We start from the raw sequence: 15,748 nt of genomic DNA on the forward strand, positions 1-15,748 counted from the left end.
CGGCCGTCTGCGTCATCTGGGCTGTTCTGGTTCTTCCGGCTGGTCGTCCGGGTGGGCGGCGAAGGCTGCTGGCGGGTCGTAGCGGCGCAGCAGTTCATCGGCCGTCTCGTGTTTGTCCTGCGTTCTGATGACGTCGGCGATCTGCTTGGTGAGCATTCCTCGTCGGTCATCTCCGCTGGTGAAGCCCATGCCGGTGAGGAAGGCCTCGAAGTGGTCAGCGGCTGTTGGTTCCCGTTCGGCAGGAGCGGAGGGCCCGTTGGCCGTGGGGATGAGGCCCTGAAGCCGCTCGGGGATGTCGGTGTCGTTGGCTGCGGCGGTGAGCTGGGCAAGGAGACCGAGGTCTGCCACGGTCTTCTCTATGTGGTTGTCGTTCTTGGCCAGCCACCAGACCACCGCGCTGCCGGTGTCCTTGAGTACGTCGTCGCCCAGGTACTCGCGCTTGCTCTGCTCGTACTTGCGCTGGTGTTCCCAGACCGCCTTGTCCTTGCGGACCTCAGCGAGTTTGGTCAGCCGTTTCTGATCGGATTCGTGCAAGGTGAGCGTGATGTTTTCTGCCATGACTTGGAGGTGTCCGGTGTGGTCCGGGCGCATTCTGCTGAGGGCACCGCTCAGTTCGTGCTGGACGAGTGAGGCTCGGCCGGGCTCCCGTTGTTCGGTGAGTGTGCGGGCGCGGTCCAGCACCGCTTCGACGGCGAGGCCGGCCGGGTTGAGGACGGGGTCGTCGCCGTGGGTTTCGAGGGGGTGCCACCGTACGGTGGCGGAGAAAACGAAGTCGTAGTCGGCCCACCTGCTGGGCAGTGCGACGCGGCTGACGTGGTGTTCCCTGCGCTCGATCGGGGTGGCGGGGAGGAAGTTCGTGAAGTCGGCGGGTAGAGAACCGCGGCGCTTCGCGGCGATCTTGAAGGCTGCAGCGGGAGCTCCGGCGACGGCAAGGGCCAGGGCGGCCCACGCCCATGTGGGCCACCCCTGCACCAGGCCGAGGATGGTCAGCAACAGGGCACACAGGACGGTGAGGAAAATGGTCGTCGTCTTGCGGCCGGTGGTCATCGTGTAGTCCCCCTGGGCGGTGCGGGCGGAGTCGGTGGGGCCGGCGGGCGTAGGCCCTGGGCCGCGGAGATCTTCTGGATCAGGCGTTCGGTGGTTGCGGCGCCGGATGCCCGTCCTCCTGGGGCGGTGGGCTCTGCGGCGCGGGCGACCGAGTACAGCGCTGCGAGGGTGCTGCCGTTTCGGCCTGCGGCATCGACCAGCAGACCGAGCATCCGGTCGCGATGGTTGTCGGCGGTGCAGGCCGTGTGCAGCCACCGTTCGGCATACGGCTGCCAGTGCGGCTGCGGCAGTCGGGCGAGCGCCTCCGCCCAGCCTGCTACCACGCAGTCCTGGACGCCCTTTTCGTCGATCAGCGGGCGCGGTGCGCCTGCTGGGTCCGTGAGTGCCTCGGGGTCGCAGATCCGCAGGAAGAGGCGGGCGTCGACGGTCGGTGCGGTTGAATGACAGGTGAGACGGTCGAGTATGCGGCGGCGAAGTCGCGCACTGGTCACGGCAAGGCGGCACAAGGCATCGAGAGCGGGGGTGGCGCCGCGCTCCCGGCGGGCCAGGTGATGCAGGCGGGTCACAGCCTGGTCGGGGTGGGCGGGCGCGATCACGTCGGTGCAGACGCGTAGGAGAACATGCGCGAGGCTCCCCGTCAGATGCTTGTCCCTACACCAGTAGTAGACGAGCATCCGCAGACTTCGGCCGTAGCGCGGGTCGCTCAGACCGCAGGCCAATGCATCTACAGCAGCCTCCAGCCGGGCACGGCTTGTGGGCGCAGCGCTCCACTCCTCCGCCAGGAATGCCAAATCGTTTCCCCGTCCGGTGCGCAAGTACTGGTCGGCGAGCCGGCTCACCAGTCTCTTGCGCAGGTCCTGCCTGATGTGCGGATCGTCCAGCTCCGCACTCTGGACGGTCCAGGTGCTGAACAGGTGCCGAAGGTCAGGCATGTGGTCCCAGAAGTGGGCGCGGACTGCGGCGTCGTAGTCCAGCCTGTCGAACCGCACGCGGCTGTCCGGCCCGGCTGCTGCACCGATCTCCTTCAAGCGCTCGGCCAGATCTTTGCCTTCGAGGAGAGGCGTCTCGTCCCGCGGCGTGTTGAGGGTGCTGAGCAGGAGTGCGGCGCCTCGGTGGATGACGTCAGCGTGCGCGCCGTGGAGCATGGCGGTGGCAAACTGCAGCGCCCGCTGGGCAGCCGTGCACCGTGTCGCGACGAGTTCGGAGACTTCCTTGCGCCACTGCGTGCGCGCGTCGCGGGACTGCTCGCACCAGGTGGCGAACCCGTCACGAACCGGAAACGCCGCACGGGCTCGGCGCACGCGGTCGGCGAAGTGCGCGATCTCCTCCATCGACGGCTCTTCTGCCAGGAATTCATCAAGCGCCGGGGCAGGAAGCCCGTACTCCTCATACGGAATCCGGTGGAGTCGCAGATGCCGCCGGAAGACCTCCATGGCCGGCGGGCGCGCGATATCGGCCCGGTAGGGCTGGAGGCGAGACTCCAAGGCGCCGTCATGCGGCATGACGACCACCAGATGCGCCTGCTGTTCCTGCACCGCCTTGCGCAGCGCAGACAGGTCCCTGCGCGTCTGCGCCCATTGGGAGACGTCCGCCTCGGCAAGGTTCAGCAGAAGCCGGTCACCGACGCCGACCAGGCCGGGATCGGTGAGGACCCCCTCCTCCTCGCCGGGCAGAAGCTCGCGGAAGATACCGGTGCTCTGGTGAACCTCGTACAGCAGGACGCATGCTGCAGCGGTTCTGCCGCTGCCAGGAGCGCCGTGCAGGATCACGGTACTGCTGGCGTCGAGGACACGGCGTGCCATGCCCATCCCGGCGGGGTCGACGAACTGCTGCCGGACAAGGCGGAGCTGGTCATCTGCGATGCTGCGCGGACTTCGGCCGGGCGCCTCCTGGTCCCCAGCGCCCATATTGACGGTGTAGCTGTAGAGGTCGCCCGAGCCCGCGTGCACCGGGCCTCCGGGCTGCTCGACGCGCGCGGTGAATGTATCGCTCACCGCTCGTTGTCCTCGGGCTGGCCCGATTCACCGAAGCGGTGGTGGATGTCACCACGTTGATCACCCTCGATGTTCGTCATGCCGTCGCCCGAGTAGTGCCGGTCACCCGAAATGTGGCGCGAGTTCTGGTAGAGGTTTCCTTGGCCGGAGTGCACGGGACCGGTCGATCCTTTGATCACGGTGTTGCCGACGTCTCCGGTGAAGTCCCGGCTCTGCACTGCCGTTCCGCTGACGGCGCCGGCCGAGTTGGACACGGAGCCTGGACCAGCCGCCGGTACTTCGGCGTGCTCGAGGTCGTACAGCTCGGGAACCATCTCGGCTACCAGGTCACCCAGGCGCTTCAAGTCCGCTTCTGCGTTCTGCGTGTCCAGCCGCACGGACTGCAGCTCGGCCAGCCTCGCCAGCTCCTGCGGCAGTCTCTCCTTGCGCAGGCGTTCCGTCCCCCTGCCTGCGAGGACGGGCACCACCGGCACTCCGCAGTTGAACGCCTCCACAATCTCCTTGCGGACCCAGTCCTCCGGGTCACGCAACCGGGACTGGAAGTTGAGCCAATCGGCCCCGATGACCGCCAGCACCAGAGCACTGCGGCGCACGCTCGCCAGGAGCGCCTCGGGGTAGGCGGAGCCCGGAGAAATGGACCGCGAGGCGCGAAACGTCCGGTCCTTGCCGAAACGGTTGGCAAGCTCGTTGTCGATCAGGGCGGCGATGTCATTGCCGTCGCCTGTCCGGTAGTTGATGAACACGTCGGGCATGCCAGGTTCCTCTCAGGAGACCGGAAGTCGGGACAGCACTGCCAAGCGTGGCTCCAGCCGGCGCACCACGGCGTGACCGGAATGCCGGGCCAGGACCCGGGAGAGGCGACGGAGGTCGATCGTCACGGTCGCGGACCGAACGGCCACCACCCCATCGAGCAGCGGCGCCACCAGTGCGCAGGCGTGGTCGATCTCACCGTGCGACGCATAAGCCAGCGCCCGACGTATGCCGTAGCGCACCTGCGTGCGCACCGCCTCAGGCGAGACCAGTGCGAGTTGGCGGTCCAATTCCTCGGCTGCCTTCCGCACTTGGCCGAGGTCGAACAGACACCACCCGGTGATCATGCCAACCGAGTCAGGCAGATGCATGCTGCCGATCACCGGAGCCTCACCCTCGCCTTCCTGGACGGCCAGCAGTGTCCGGGCCCGGTCCAGAGCACGCATGCACGCATCACCATCGCCGGCCAGAGCGTGCCCCTGAGCCTCACGCTGCGCGGCAAGACCCCGGATCCGCGGCGGGAGCGTGCCACTCTGCGCCCGACGCGCCAGAGCAACGGTCTGCTCGGCATCGTCCTGATACAGCGTGACCAGGGCCCGCCGGACCAGCGCATACCCGGCCAGTGCCCGGTCGCCACCGGCTGCAGCAAGGTCCACCGCACGCTGCGTCCACCACAGCGCCGCCTGCTCGTCACCCGTCTCCTGCACCAGCCAGCCGACGTACTCGGCGTACCGGGAGCCCAGCGCCAGCAACTCCTGGCGTGTGCCGGAATCCACATGCGCGGACAACTCCCGCAACGTATGGGTCTGCGCTATCAGCCCGGGCAGCAGGAAGCCGGGCTCAACGCTCTGGCCGAGCCGCCGGTAGTGCGTGAACAGCGAACGGGATGCATCCAGCATCCCCACGCCCCCGGTCGGCGATACGCGGCCCTGGCCGCCCGTACGCCAGCTCATCAACGAGGCTGCCCCGGCGCCTACGACCTGCCGCCGACCCACTGGCTGAAACCCACTCGAACCATCCGGTGACAGCCGCATCACCCACTCCTCCTCATTGACCCCATATGGAGCCGGTTCCTTCGGCACGTCAGTAACGGGCGGGGCGACCAAAGCGATCAACGCTCCGCCGGCGTGGAGGGCGGCGTCGCACAACCGAGCCAGATCACGGCTGGGCGCTGCAATGCCTCGTTCGACCTTGCTCAACTGCGCCTTGCTGTAGTGCACGACGGCCGACAACGCTGTGAGACTCAATCCGGCGCCCAAGCGCCGCTTCCTCAGCTCTTCGCCGAACTCGCTGGACGGCAGAAGCACGGAAAACCTCCAGGACCGTCCACCCAGGTGCACGAGGGGTGCTGCACGAAAGAGTGCGGCACCCCTGACTGGACGGACAAGGCAAATGGCACTGTTTCCCGTTTCCTCTCCGCAGACGGGAGGCACTACTCGCGACCAGAGGGACCCGCCGCCTGCCTTCACAAGGAGGCGCGACGACGCCCCACCGCGGCCGGCCGGATGCCTCTCTCGCTGCGGATGCGGGCGTTGGCATTGCGCCAGTGCAGGCGCGAGTGTGAGCCGACGGACGGTTGGACGTGGCTTGGGGGGAACGGCTGCTGCCGCGCTGGAGTGCGGGCGGTCCGCCAGCGATCGCAGGGACCCCTACGGCAGCCGTATTGATCATCAGCACCCGTGCGCTGGGGGTCCGCTACGGTACGAGCGAGTCTCCGCACAGACCAGATGGGATCTCCGTTGGTGAACAGCACTCATGAGGGTGCGCTGCCTGCTTTCCGGTTGACTGTGACGGGTGGTGGGACCGGTGGGCATACCTACCCGGCGCTGACCGCCATCCGGGCGCTTCGGGACCGGCTCGCGGGGTCCGGGCGGGTGCTGGAGGTGCTGTGGATCGGTGCAAAGAGCGGGCTGGAGGCCCGGGTTGCTCCCGCCGAAGGGATCCCGTTCACCCCGGTCGCCACGGGCAAGATCCGCCGGTCGTCGAATCCGCTGAAGATGCTGTCGGCCGCCAACGTGCGGGACATGGCGCGGGTGCCGTTGGGCGTGGCGCAGGCACGCAAGGCGATCGCGGCATTCCGTCCGGACGTGGTGCTGGCGACCGGGGGCTATGTAGCCGTTCCGGCCGGACTCGCGGCGGATGTGCGGGCGGCCGCTGGTGCTGCACGAGCAGACGGTGCGGCTGGGCCTGGCCAATCGCAAGCTGGCCGGGTCGGCGACGCGGATCGCGGTCTCCTCGGAATCGACGTTGGAGCTGCTGTCCGAGGAAGCACGCTCCATCGCCGTGGTGACCGGGAATCCGGTACGGCCCGAGGTGCTGAGCGGGCACGGGCAGAAGGCGGTCGAGGCACTGGGGCTGCGGGGTTTCGACGGCCGGCGGCCCACCGTGTACGTCACCGGTGGCGCCCAGGGGGCTCAGCAGATCAACACGGTCGTCTCCGAGGTCCTGCCGTGGTTGCTGGAGCACGCCAACGTCATCCACCAGTGCGGGCCCGACCACGTCGAAGGTCTGCGGCAGCGGGCAGCCTCCCTCCCGGCCCAGAGCTCGGGCCGCTACTGCGTAAGCGGATTCATCGGACAGGAGCTGCCGGACGTCCTGGCCCTCGCGGACGTGGTGATCTCGCGCAGCGGGGCGGGCACGCTCGCCGAGCTGACCGCACTCGGCAAGGCGGCCGTGTTCATCCCGCTGGCCACCTCGGCAGGCAACGAGCAGGCCTACAATGCGCGCCACTTGCAAGAGGCCGGGGCCGCGGTCGCGCTGGAGGGTGAGGTGACGGCGCAGCGGATGCAGGACGCGTTGGGCCCGCTCCTTGCCGATGCCCGCCTGCGGCAGGCGATGGCGGAGCGGGCCCGAGCGTACGGCCGTCCGGATGCGGCCGAGCGGCTCGTGGACGTGATCCTGTCGGCCGCTGAGGACGCAACGGCAGGTGCCGGGAAGCACCGCGCTCGATGACCTCGTGACCGCGCTCGAGTAGGTCTAGACCGAGGTAGCGATCCAGTGCGTGGCGACTGTGACCACGCCCGTGCCTATTGTGTATGCGGCACCAAGCGCTGCACGCCACAGCAATACCTTGGCTCGGCGTCGGTACCGCCGATGGCGATCTTCGCGGCCCTCCGATTGACGCGGACGTGCGTTTAGTTCATGGTGCTGCGGGATGGGTGCGGTAGACATCGTGGGCTCCTCTCCGCCGGACGGTCCGGCTACCCGTCAACTCCACATCTCCGCAGGTACGTTGCGGCAGAGAGCAAGACCAACTTGCGGTGTCTCGCGCATCTTGCGGGCCGCGCAACGGGGAAGGAACAGTGACCGAGGAGCAGTCAAAACAAAGCGTCGTGCCGGTGCCAGGGAGGCCTCTGCCACTGTTGTCACCGCTCAGAGACGATCTCGGAGAAGAGCAGAGATCCCTTGCTGAACATCTGCGGAGCCTGCGCGAACGCATCGGACTTGCATCCTCGGAGCTGGCCACGGCGCTCGGTGTGGATGCCACCCGGCTGTCGCGCTACCTGTCGGGTGAGGATCTGCCACAACCGCAACTTCTCACCAGCCTTCATCAGCTACTCGCCAGCCGGAACGGCGAGTACTCGACTGACGAGACAAGCAGGAGAAGCCGGGCCCTGCTGTATGCCGCCGCTCGGTCGAAGGGCCCGCTGTCCGCCCGCGCGTACGAGATTGCGGGACTGCAAGAGAAGCTCCACGAACAGCAGGCAGAAACGGCCCGTTCTCTTGCCGAGCTGCAGGCAGAGATGCAAGACGAACGTGATCATCGACGCCGTGACGAGGAGGAGATTGCCCGCCTTCGACAAGCTGGTGTGGCAGACCGCGATGAGCAGATACGCCGGCTGGAGGTGGAGCGAGACAGTGCACTGAAGAGGGTTGCCGAGCTGGAAGACCTGGTCGCTCAGACCGGTGCCCTACTGCAACTCCAGCAGCACGATGCCCAGCATGCGGAGGAGATGGCTGCCGAAACTCAGCGCGCACTGGACTGGTGGGAGCACGGTGAAAAGCTTCCGTATCAGCGCCAGAAGTTTGACCTAAGACGCCATCCGCTTATCGATCACGGGGCTGGCCTGGTCGAACAGGGTTCCTGATCGGGTGATCGCGGGAGAGCCGACGCATGACAGCAGGGCCTCTTGGTAGTTCGGGGGTGCGAACCAAACCGATCACCAGGAGGCCCTGTTGCCGCAGTCTTTCGCGCTTGCGTGCGTGGAGTCCAACTCGCCGTCCCTGTCGTGTGACTGCCTCGCGCACAGGTTCGGCAACGCGGCAGACCGGCCGGACCGCACCCGGTGCTATGGCTCCGACATGACGGAGGCAGAGTGGCAGGTCATCCGGGCCGTACTACCGGTTCCGGCCTGGCTGGAGGGGAGGGGCGGGCGGCCGGAGGGCTACTGCCACCGCGTGATGATCGACGCAGTCCGCTATGTGGCCGACAACGGGGTCAAGTGGGCCAACCTGCCCGTGGACTTCCCACCGTATCGACGCGTCCACGCCTTCGCCCGCCGCTGGCAGGTGATGGGTCTACTCGCCGAGTTCCACGACCGGCTGCGCGACCGCGTGCGGGACAAGGAGGGCCGCTTGCCGGACCCGACGGCCGCGATCGTGGACTCGCAGTCCGTGCGGGCAGCGGCGAACATCCCGCGCTCCACCTCGGGGTGGGACGGCGGGAAGAAGGTGGGCGGCCGCAAGCGGCACCTGGTGGTGGACTGCCTCGGCCTGGTCCTGGCCGTTGCCGTGACTGCGGCGAGCGTGCAGGACCGCGACGCCGCTGTCCCGCTGCTCGAGCAACTGCGCAAGGTGTACTTCTCCATCCGCCTGGTGTGGGCGGACGGCGGCTATGCCGGGCGGCTGGTCGACTGGGCGGCCGAGAACCTCCGCCTCACCCTGGAGATCGTCAGACGCACCGACGACACCGCGGGCTTCGTGGTGCTGCCGCGCAGGTGGGTGGTGGAAAGAACGCTCAGCTGGCTGATAGGGAGAGCAGTGCGGGTTCGGGGATGTGCGCCTCTTGGATCGGTTTCATGTCTATCGGTACGTGCTCGGCTACGGCGAGGCTCTGCGCACGCCCGCTTTCTCCGATCGAGTCGGCTCCACGATACCGATAATGCGATATGAGTATAGAAAATGAGTTTTGAGTGCTAGAATCTGCTCTATGGGTATGAGCCTGGAAGAGCGGGTGCGGTCGGCGGTGGCAGCGCTCCTGCATGCGGCCGGCGAGTCGCAGACCGATCTCGCCGCCGCTCTTGGCGTGAGTCAGGCCCAGGTGAGCCGTCGTCAGTCCGGTACCGCGGCCTGGAGTCTGACCGACTGTGAGGCAGTCGCCGCGCACTATGGCATCGACGTCCTCGAACTCCTGGCGGGCCCCACTCGGGCCACTGAGGCGCTGCCTGCCGCGCGCCGCCGCGTCCCCGGCCGCCAAGCCGCCATTCAGCGTCCTGCTGCCGTCGAGGGAGGCGTGTGATGACGGACTTCGGTGCGATCGACGCACTGCTCTCCGGCGCCAGGCAGGAGGTGGCGCTGCCGCCCGTCGAGGAGCGGCGCCGACTGCGGGAGGGGCTGAACGTCTCGCGCGCTCAGCTCGCGCAGGTGTTGGGCGTCGGCGCGTCCACGGTCGGGGGCTGGGAAGCCGGCCGGGAGCCGAGCGGCGAGGTGCGGGAGAAGTACGCGTACTTCCTCGAGGGAGCACGCACCAAGCTGGACGCCTCCGCGGCCGCGGAAGTATCCGCCGGAGCTCCCGGCCCGGGAGACGACGGCCCGGCGGAGACGGACGAGGCCGTCGCTACGGATGACGCCGACGGCGATGTGCTGCCTGCGCCTCAGCCGTGTGTGCTGTGTGGGCAGCCGGCCCGGCACCAGGTCGAAGGGTTCCCGCAGCACCTGGACCCTGCCGAGTGCGGCACAGCCGGGTCCGCGCAGCCGCACGAGCCGGCGCCCCGGAAGGAGTCGCGGCAGCCGGCGCCCGCCGCACGGCAGAACCGGGCGGCCTCCGGCGTCAAGGTGGTGCCGGTCGGCCGCCGGGTGCAGGCGGCTTCCGACACCCCGGACCTGATCGGCTCCGCGGTCGCGGCCGCGCTCGCCGAGCACGCTGGCGATGTGGAGGCGGTGACCGCGGCGCTGGTGAAGCGGGCGATCCCGGACGCGATGGCGCTGCTGGACCACACCCGCAAGGGCGGCCGCTACGACGTCGTCGCCCACCCGTGGCTGCCTGACATCCTGCGCAAGCAGACCGCCCGCGGCGCCGACCAGATCTGGGAGGCCCGCCCCAAATGGACCCGCCCAGAGCTGCCTGCCGGCGTACACGAGGTCACGGCCCTCGACATCAACGGCGCCTACCTGTCCGCGCTCAAGACGCACCTGCCGCTCGGGCAGCTGGAGCACTCCACCGGTGATCACCACGACCGGCGCCGCGCCGGCGTCCACCTGATCACCCCGTCGGTGTGGGAGCACGATGCGGTGCTGCCCAACCCGCTCGGCAACCGGGACGAGCCCGGCCCGCTGTGGGTGACCGAGCCGACCCTGCGCCTGCTGCTGCGCCTGTCGGGCCCGAAGTACGGCCTGTGTGAGCCGCCGGAGATCCATGAGTCGTGGACCTCGGGGGCCACCGAGAGCCTGCTGGAGAAGTTCCGCATCGCTCTCAAGGACGCCCGCGACCGGGCGATTGCCGAGGACGACGAAGTGACGCTGGAGTACGTGAAGGCCATGTACTCCAAGTTCGTCTCCACGATGGGGGAGTCGAACTACAACCGGGAGCTGTACCGCGCCGACTGGATGCACCTCATCCGCTCCCAGGCCTTCGTGAACCTGTGGTGGAAGGCGCACCGGGCCTACGACGAGGGCCTGATGGTCGTCCGCGCGATGGGCACCGACGAACTGCACCTCACCGGTGACTGGCGGGCGGTGTTCCCCGAAGGCCGCGGTGTCACCGAAGTGAAGGTCAAGGACGTCTACACCGTCGGCACCGACCAGAACCCGGCCCCCGAAGCCCATGACAGCACCTCCTAGCGCCGCTCACTCGCCCTGCGCCATTCCCCTCGCCGGGGCGGGTGATTGGCCCTCACCAGCCCGTACAGTGATCCACCGACCGAGAACCCGGAAGAGACGATGCCTGAGCGGAACATCGAGTTCGGCAAATACGGCGCCCGCGGCATCAAGGGCCACGAAGCCGTCGCCCGCCAGCTGGACGCCCTCGCCGGCTACATCGCGACCCCCATCACCGCCCGGCGAGGCCTGCAAGCGCGCCTGCACTACCTCACCCGAACTCCTCACGCCCGCACGGCTGCCCGGGCGGCCGGACTGACCGTCACCGACCGCACCCTGCGCGCCTGGACGGCCGGGACCCGCACCCCCTCGAGGAAGAACCTGGAGGCGATCGAGCGGGTCTACCGCACCGTGCGCCGCGAGAACGTCGCCCGCTACCTGGCCGCCCGCCTCAACCGCGACGGCCGCGGCACCCGCGTGGAGATCCACCCCCTCAACCAGTCCCACGTCTCGCGGCCGCGCCAGCGGCCGGTTGAGTTCCGCGCGCTCAATGTCCGCCGCTGGGACCGGATCGTCGCCGCCTGGGCGGCCGGCGACGACCAGGAGCTCGACGACGCCTGGGTCGACCTGGTCGTCGACCTCGGCTCCCAGTGGGGCCAGTACGAGTACGTGACCAACATCGGCTTCGCCGCATGATGGCGCCCTCCGCAGGCACGACCCCTCACGCGAGATGTCTGTGAAGGCGGTCTGCAGGGCGAGTAGTTGAGGCGGAGCTCCAGGCCCTGGACTGCACCTACGCGCGCGTGGCGGGCCTGGAAGGAAGAGGCGAACCTGACCGACCCGGACGACTCCGCGTACAAGCCGCTGCACAACAGGTGCCACACCGTCATGCCCGGCGGGCTCGACCCGGAGACGAGGGGCGACGCCATCACCCGGCTGGGCAAGTGGGCCGAGCTGGGCTTCCGCCCCACCTGGCACTCCCCGCGCCGCGGACTGGCCACCAGCTCCAAGCGCGCCGGTAACGACCGCAAGGTCATCACCAAGCAGGGCGGATGGGTCGAGAAATCCGCCGCCGTGGAGGGCTATTTCGAGGAGGATGACGGCTGGGAGGAGAACGCCCTGGTCAAGGTGCTGTAGGGGTGTGACACCCCATCGGGGACGCATCTATGGATGCGCAAGGTGGAGTAACCGACCTTCTGACCTGCGGTTTCACGCTGGATCCGGTTCAAAGGTGGTAATGTTTTTCTGTCGGCTGGGGATAGCTCCAGGCGGCGCAGAGAGACCCGACCCGGCGGCATCCGGGCCAGGCCCCTCCACGCAGTTCACGAGCCCGGCCGAGTTAAAGGCGGCCGGGCTCGCTGCATTTCGCAGCGGGGCGCGGACCGATACCGGCCGGTCGTGAGGCGGACTCAGTGACGTCACTGAGTGAACTGCACCGCCAGCGCGATGATGGCCACCAGCAGACTTGCCACAGCCAGGAAGACCTGCCACCTATCTGGCTCTGGCCACTTCTCCCTGTCGGGCTTGTCCCACGGGGCGCTCATCAGCACCACCTCACTTTCCCCCTCCCGGTCCGGCACCAGGCGTGCTGATCCCAGGGGGTCTGTGAACCGGCAGCCCCCGCTGCTCAGTTCGGAAGGATCCGTGAGGCAGGGCCTACAATACCCTTGCTTTCCAAGGGGCGTTGCGGCCTAGGCCGCATAAAGTGCCCAGTGAAGTGTAGATACATCGCACAATCGAAGTTTCTTTGACGCTGAGAGCTCACAATCACACGCGGTACACCGCGCCCACCTATGAACGTGTGGGCAAATTTTTTTCGCTGCCTCCACTCAAAGGCAACGGTTGATGCCTTTGAGTGGAGGCCGACTGTCCGGGACTCCCAGAGAGATAACGTCGCCAGAGCCACAGCATCGCGGCAGTTGAGCAGCCCTGGGCCGCGTGGACGATGTGCCCAGCGGCCCAGGCGACGCGTCTCACACCAGCTTTAGCACCGGCCTGGTGTCCGGCATCCCCAGCAATTCCCTTACGTACGTCAGCGGCCAGGCGAGTTCCTGGGCCAGTTCTCGTACGCTCAGCCCCGTCTCCCGGATTGCCAGATCGAATGCCTGGGGCAGCAGAACCGGCTGTTCCCCCGGGTAGCCGCTGACCGGCTCCGCGGCGAAACGGGCTGGCCGTCCAGGGCTCGCAGTCGCTGGTACGTCCGGCTTGCCGTGGCGTCGGTGCGCCCTTGGACTGCACCAGCGGCGCCGCCTGGACGTTCATGCCTCCCGCCGACCCCGCCATCCGGGCCATGGTCATCGCCGAGCTCTACCGGCACAGAGCCGACGGCCACCCGGTGTGGAAGCTCCGGGCCCTCGGCCAGGACTGGGGGGAGGGGTCCGACGGCCTTGCACGCGCCTACGGGGACAACGTCGAATAGCTCGGCGGCGAGCATGATTTCTGCGTGCTGAGCCGACCTGCCCAACAGTCCAACGCAGGAGGTCTACGGGAACGCCCCTCTTCAGTCGTCCCTGTCGTAGAGCAGCCGTTCCACGTAGCGAGCCACGGGCACGTTCGGGTGGATCTCCAGTTCGTTGCCGAGGATCCTCTTGGCCCACATGGGCACGAGGACGGCGGCGACCGAGGGCAGGGCAGTGCGGCGTTCCCGCGAGAGCGAAGCGACGGAAAGCAGCAGGAACTGTGAGGCAAAGGCTCCCAGCCCGGTCTCGCGACACACGTAACCGAGAGCCGGACCACCGAGGACCACCACGGCCCCCTTCCAATGGGTGCAGAGCAGCGCACCAGTCGCGGGCGTGATGCCGCGGCCACCCGCTCCACGGAGGAAAGGAGACCAATTGTGTCCGGCGACGACGAGTGCGGCGTGTAAGGCGAGCGAGCGTCGGCTACGTCCGGCCAGCCTTGTGGCGACGTAGCCCTTTGCAACGTCCAACGCCGATACGATCAGGAATGGTGCCAAGCCTGCAGCACGATACGTGCCGGTCGCCGACACAGATTCCGGGTGGGCAGCGCGTAGGTCGACCCCTAAGGTGTACTTCGCCACGAGGTGCGCGGACGGCAGTGCGCCGATGAGGAAGGAGCACCCCGCCCGCCACAGGCCCTCGCCGAGCGGCCCGACTCGCGTCGTGCTCCCGAATACGACGCTGTCAGCCACCCACGGCTCCCAAGGCCCGACCGTGTTTGACGTGCCCTGTTTGAGGCTGCTTGCCGACCATCGCGGTGAGGGAGCGGACGAACTCCGTCATGCGGTCGGTCGCATCACGGCCGCCGGACGACAGAGCTGCGACGTCCTGTTCGATGTCGGCTGCGCGGTTCCGGATCTCCTCCTCCAGGAGAGCGGCGATGGAATGGGCCGACATAAGTTCCAGGATCCACTGTGGTCCGCCAAGGTCGAGCTTCCTCAGTCGGGACGCCACCTGTGCGGCAAGGTCTTCTCGGTTGTTCGCGCACAGCAACTCAATCAGGATCGCGACAGGCCTTGTGAACTTTCCTTGTCCGAGGTCGCTTGGCACTGTGGCTTGGTCCTGCAGGAACATGTCGTTGTAATCGTCGACCAGTTGATAGAGCACACCGACGCGGTAGCCGAGTCGCTCCATCTCAGCGAGCGTTCCGCTGTCTTTGCCGCTGATCACCGCAGCTCCGGCGGCGACACAGGCGAAGGGCGCACCGGTCTTCAGACGGATCAGTTCCTCGTAGGGTACAGATCTGAAGTCGTACCAGCCTTGATGCCAACCGATGTCCATGCTCTGCCCAAGTGGCACCAGTGTTGCCATCATGTCCAGTTGGCGGCGTACCCCGTCCTTCTCAGCCAGGGTGAGGCTGTCCTCGTGGAGGGGATAGTGGGAACAGGACCGTACGATGCTCGCCAGGTTGATTGTGTTGCTGACGTTCTCGCTGACGTGTACGGCCTGTTCGCGGTCGCGAAAGTGGGCGTTGTCCTGGACGTCGTCCACTACAAGTGACGCGGCGTGATACAGCTCGACGGATGCGGCCAGTGGCTGCACTTTCTCCGGGGTGCCGCCCAGGAGGTCGCCGCACATCAGCGCGAACAATGAGCGAAGTCGCTTCCCCTTTCGGGCCAGCTGCCGTTCAACCAAGGCGCGCATCCGGTCTCGATGGGGCCAGGGCCAGAATTCGAAGCCGGCCCGCATGAGTTCGTCGATTCCGCGCAGCTGTTCGGCGAAGTGGTCGTGCAGAGCGGCATTCATGCGGCCGCCCCGTCCCTGGTCGGCCGCGGCCAGCCCCTGGCCAACCGTGAACGGTACGCGGCGTAGTGGACGCAGCCGAGGATGATCAGTGAGAGCCAGCTCATCAACGGTTGTTTCAGCAGCACCATCGACAAGGCGGTGAGGTTGATGGCAGCAACCGCGCTCCTGGCGGCTGCCTTGCGCGCCACGATTCGCCCCATCCATACCTGCGGAAAGTAGGTCACAGCAAAGATTCCCACGATGCTGGCCATGACGAGCCAATGAAACGCCAACACGGCACCGAGCGACGTCGCGATGCCCATCCCTCCTCTGAACCCCATCTGCGCTGGCCAGATGTGTCCGGAGACGACGGCCACGATCGCCAAGGTGACGACGACATCCCCTACCTCCAGACGGACACCGGCCAGGACGACTACGCAACCCTTCAGCATGTCCAACAGCAAGATGATCACAAACCACTGCCAACCGAGGACCTTCCCCACGTTCTGCGCACCCGCATTGCCGCTGCCGAAGTCCCGGATGTCCTGGCCGATGCGCTCCTTCGTCACGTAGTAGCCGGTCGAGATGCAACCGACGACGTAGCTCACGACGACATAGCACGTCACGAGTGCAATATGACTTGCATTCATCCGATTTCCATCACAAATCTCATTTCAGGAAGGCAAGGGACAGCAGGCCCGGGGGGTCTATCATGATTTAGGTGTTTTTAGGCCCTTTGGCCTAGTGGTTTTTGGTTGGTCCGACTGGCCTATACCCGTCCGGCGGTAAGGCGGCCGT

15 protein-coding genes and 1 pseudogene are annotated in these 15,748 nt (G+C 67.3%); 8 read left to right on the forward strand and 8 right to left on the reverse strand.

Translation table 11 applies throughout. The features are described from left to right. Positions 1-12 precede the first annotated feature (12 nt). From M2271_RS38420 to M2271_RS38435, 4 genes are read right to left on the reverse strand one after another with little or no spacing between them, the layout of a single operon-like run. Entirely contained in the window at positions 13-1,047 is a 1,035-nt protein-coding gene (locus M2271_RS38420; RefSeq protein ID WP_280892090.1) for a hypothetical protein, read from the reverse strand. Then, complete coding sequence (locus M2271_RS38425; RefSeq protein WP_280892091.1) at positions 1,044-3,041, reverse strand: hypothetical protein; 1,998 nt, start codon at positions 3,039-3,041, stop codon at positions 1,044-1,046. Before M2271_RS38425 ends, M2271_RS38420 begins: the two co-directional genes overlap by 4 nt. Continuing rightward, positions 3,038-3,793, reverse strand: a complete 756-nt coding sequence (locus M2271_RS38430) for a toll/interleukin-1 receptor domain-containing protein (RefSeq protein WP_280892092.1) — start codon at positions 3,791-3,793, stop codon at positions 3,038-3,040. The genes M2271_RS38425 and M2271_RS38430 overlap by 4 nt, the downstream gene beginning before the upstream one ends. Positions 3,794-3,805: 12 nt before the next feature. Beyond that, positions 3,806-5,098 carry a helix-turn-helix transcriptional regulator gene (locus M2271_RS38435; protein ID WP_280892093.1) on the reverse strand — a complete coding sequence of 431 codons (1,293 nt, stop codon included), beginning with the start codon at positions 5,096-5,098 and terminating at the stop codon, positions 3,806-3,808. Between the two features lie 420 nt (positions 5,099-5,518). Between M2271_RS38435 and M2271_RS38440 the strand changes: the two are divergent. The 7 genes and pseudogenes from M2271_RS38440 to M2271_RS38470 all read left to right on the forward strand — a co-directional run bounded on the left by M2271_RS38440 (position 5,519) and on the right by M2271_RS38470 (position 11,903). Further along, positions 5,519-6,743: pseudogene (locus tag M2271_RS38440) on the forward strand (UDP-N-acetylglucosamine--N-acetylmuramyl-(pentapeptide) pyrophosphoryl-undecaprenol N-acetylglucosamine transferase). A gap of 350 nt (positions 6,744-7,093) precedes the next feature. Then, positions 7,094-7,879, forward strand: coding sequence for a helix-turn-helix transcriptional regulator (locus M2271_RS38445; RefSeq protein WP_280892094.1), 786 nt, complete (start codon positions 7,094-7,096; stop codon positions 7,877-7,879). 214 nt (positions 7,880-8,093) lie between these two features. Beyond that, positions 8,094-8,903 (forward strand): IS5 family transposase, encoded by an 810-nt coding sequence (locus tag M2271_RS38450; RefSeq protein WP_280892095.1) that lies wholly within the window; start codon positions 8,094-8,096, stop codon positions 8,901-8,903. A gap of 37 nt (positions 8,904-8,940) precedes the next feature. Then, positions 8,941-9,249 (forward strand): helix-turn-helix transcriptional regulator, encoded by a 309-nt coding sequence (locus tag M2271_RS38455; RefSeq protein ID WP_280892096.1) that lies wholly within the window; start codon positions 8,941-8,943, stop codon positions 9,247-9,249. After that, on the forward strand, positions 9,249-10,790 hold the full coding sequence (locus tag M2271_RS38460) for a helix-turn-helix transcriptional regulator (protein WP_280892097.1): 1,542 nt from the start codon (positions 9,249-9,251) through the stop codon (positions 10,788-10,790). The genes M2271_RS38455 and M2271_RS38460 overlap by 1 nt, the downstream gene beginning before the upstream one ends. Before the next feature lie 99 nt (positions 10,791-10,889). Continuing rightward, the gene (locus tag M2271_RS38465; protein WP_280892098.1) at positions 10,890-11,462 is read left to right on the forward strand and encodes a transcriptional regulator; all 573 of its coding nucleotides are present in this window, start codon (positions 10,890-10,892) and stop codon (positions 11,460-11,462) included. Between the two features lie 66 nt (positions 11,463-11,528). Continuing rightward, positions 11,529-11,903: a hypothetical protein gene (locus tag M2271_RS38470; RefSeq protein ID WP_280892099.1), complete on the forward strand. Its 375-nt coding sequence runs from the start codon at positions 11,529-11,531 to the stop codon at positions 11,901-11,903. A 281-nt stretch (positions 11,904-12,184) separates the two neighbouring features. Here M2271_RS38470 and M2271_RS38475 read toward each other — a convergent pair whose 3' ends face one another. Continuing rightward, a complete protein-coding gene (locus M2271_RS38475) occupies positions 12,185-12,310 on the reverse strand; it encodes a hypothetical protein (RefSeq protein ID WP_280892100.1) in 126 nt (41 codons plus the stop codon). Between the two features lie 683 nt (positions 12,311-12,993). Here M2271_RS38475 and M2271_RS38480 point away from each other — a divergent pair. Beyond that, a complete protein-coding gene (locus tag M2271_RS38480; RefSeq protein ID WP_280892101.1) occupies positions 12,994-13,185 on the forward strand; it encodes a hypothetical protein in 192 nt (63 codons plus the stop codon). Positions 13,186-13,266: 81 nt separating this feature from the next. On the opposite strand, the gene M2271_RS38485 is transcribed toward M2271_RS38480, so the two are convergent. The 3 genes from M2271_RS38485 to M2271_RS38495 are packed head-to-tail and all read right to left on the reverse strand — an operon-like array spanning position 13,267 to position 15,558. Next, a complete protein-coding gene (locus M2271_RS38485; RefSeq protein WP_280892102.1) occupies positions 13,267-13,917 on the reverse strand; it encodes a glycerol-3-phosphate acyltransferase in 651 nt (216 codons plus the stop codon). After that, positions 13,910-14,971, reverse strand: a complete 1,062-nt coding sequence (locus M2271_RS38490) for a polyprenyl synthetase family protein (protein ID WP_280892103.1) — start codon at positions 14,969-14,971, stop codon at positions 13,910-13,912. Before M2271_RS38490 ends, M2271_RS38485 begins: the two co-directional genes overlap by 8 nt. Further along, a complete protein-coding gene (locus tag M2271_RS38495; RefSeq protein ID WP_280892104.1) occupies positions 14,968-15,558 on the reverse strand; it encodes a glycerol-3-phosphate acyltransferase in 591 nt (196 codons plus the stop codon). The genes M2271_RS38490 and M2271_RS38495 overlap by 4 nt, the downstream gene beginning before the upstream one ends. Positions 15,559-15,748 lie beyond the last annotated feature (190 nt).

It is taken from the genome of Streptomyces sp. LBL (assembly GCF_029893585.1).
Taxonomy (GTDB): Bacteria; Actinomycetota; Actinomycetes; order Streptomycetales; family Streptomycetaceae; genus Streptomyces.

Excerpts from the sequence above, each read along its gene's own strand:
- M2271_RS38420 (WP_280892090.1), bottom strand. The coding sequence starts at position 1,047 with ATGACCACCGGCCGCAAGACGACGACCATTTTCCTCACCGTCCTGTGT.
- M2271_RS38430 (WP_280892092.1), bottom strand. The coding sequence starts at position 3,793 with ATGCCCGACGTGTTCATCAACTACCGGACAGGCGACGGCAATGACATC.
- M2271_RS38450 (WP_280892095.1), top strand. The coding sequence starts at position 8,094 with ATGACGGAGGCAGAGTGGCAGGTCATCCGGGCCGTACTACCGGTTCCG.
- M2271_RS38455 (WP_280892096.1), top strand. The coding sequence starts at position 8,941 with ATGGGTATGAGCCTGGAAGAGCGGGTGCGGTCGGCGGTGGCAGCGCTC.
- M2271_RS38460 (WP_280892097.1), top strand. The coding sequence starts at position 9,249 with ATGACGGACTTCGGTGCGATCGACGCACTGCTCTCCGGCGCCAGGCAG.
- M2271_RS38465 (WP_280892098.1), top strand. The coding sequence starts at position 10,890 with ATGCCTGAGCGGAACATCGAGTTCGGCAAATACGGCGCCCGCGGCATC.
- M2271_RS38475 (WP_280892100.1), bottom strand. The coding sequence starts at position 12,310 with ATGAGCGCCCCGTGGGACAAGCCCGACAGGGAGAAGTGGCCAGAGCCA.
- M2271_RS38490 (WP_280892103.1), bottom strand. The coding sequence starts at position 14,971 with ATGAATGCCGCTCTGCACGACCACTTCGCCGAACAGCTGCGCGGAATC.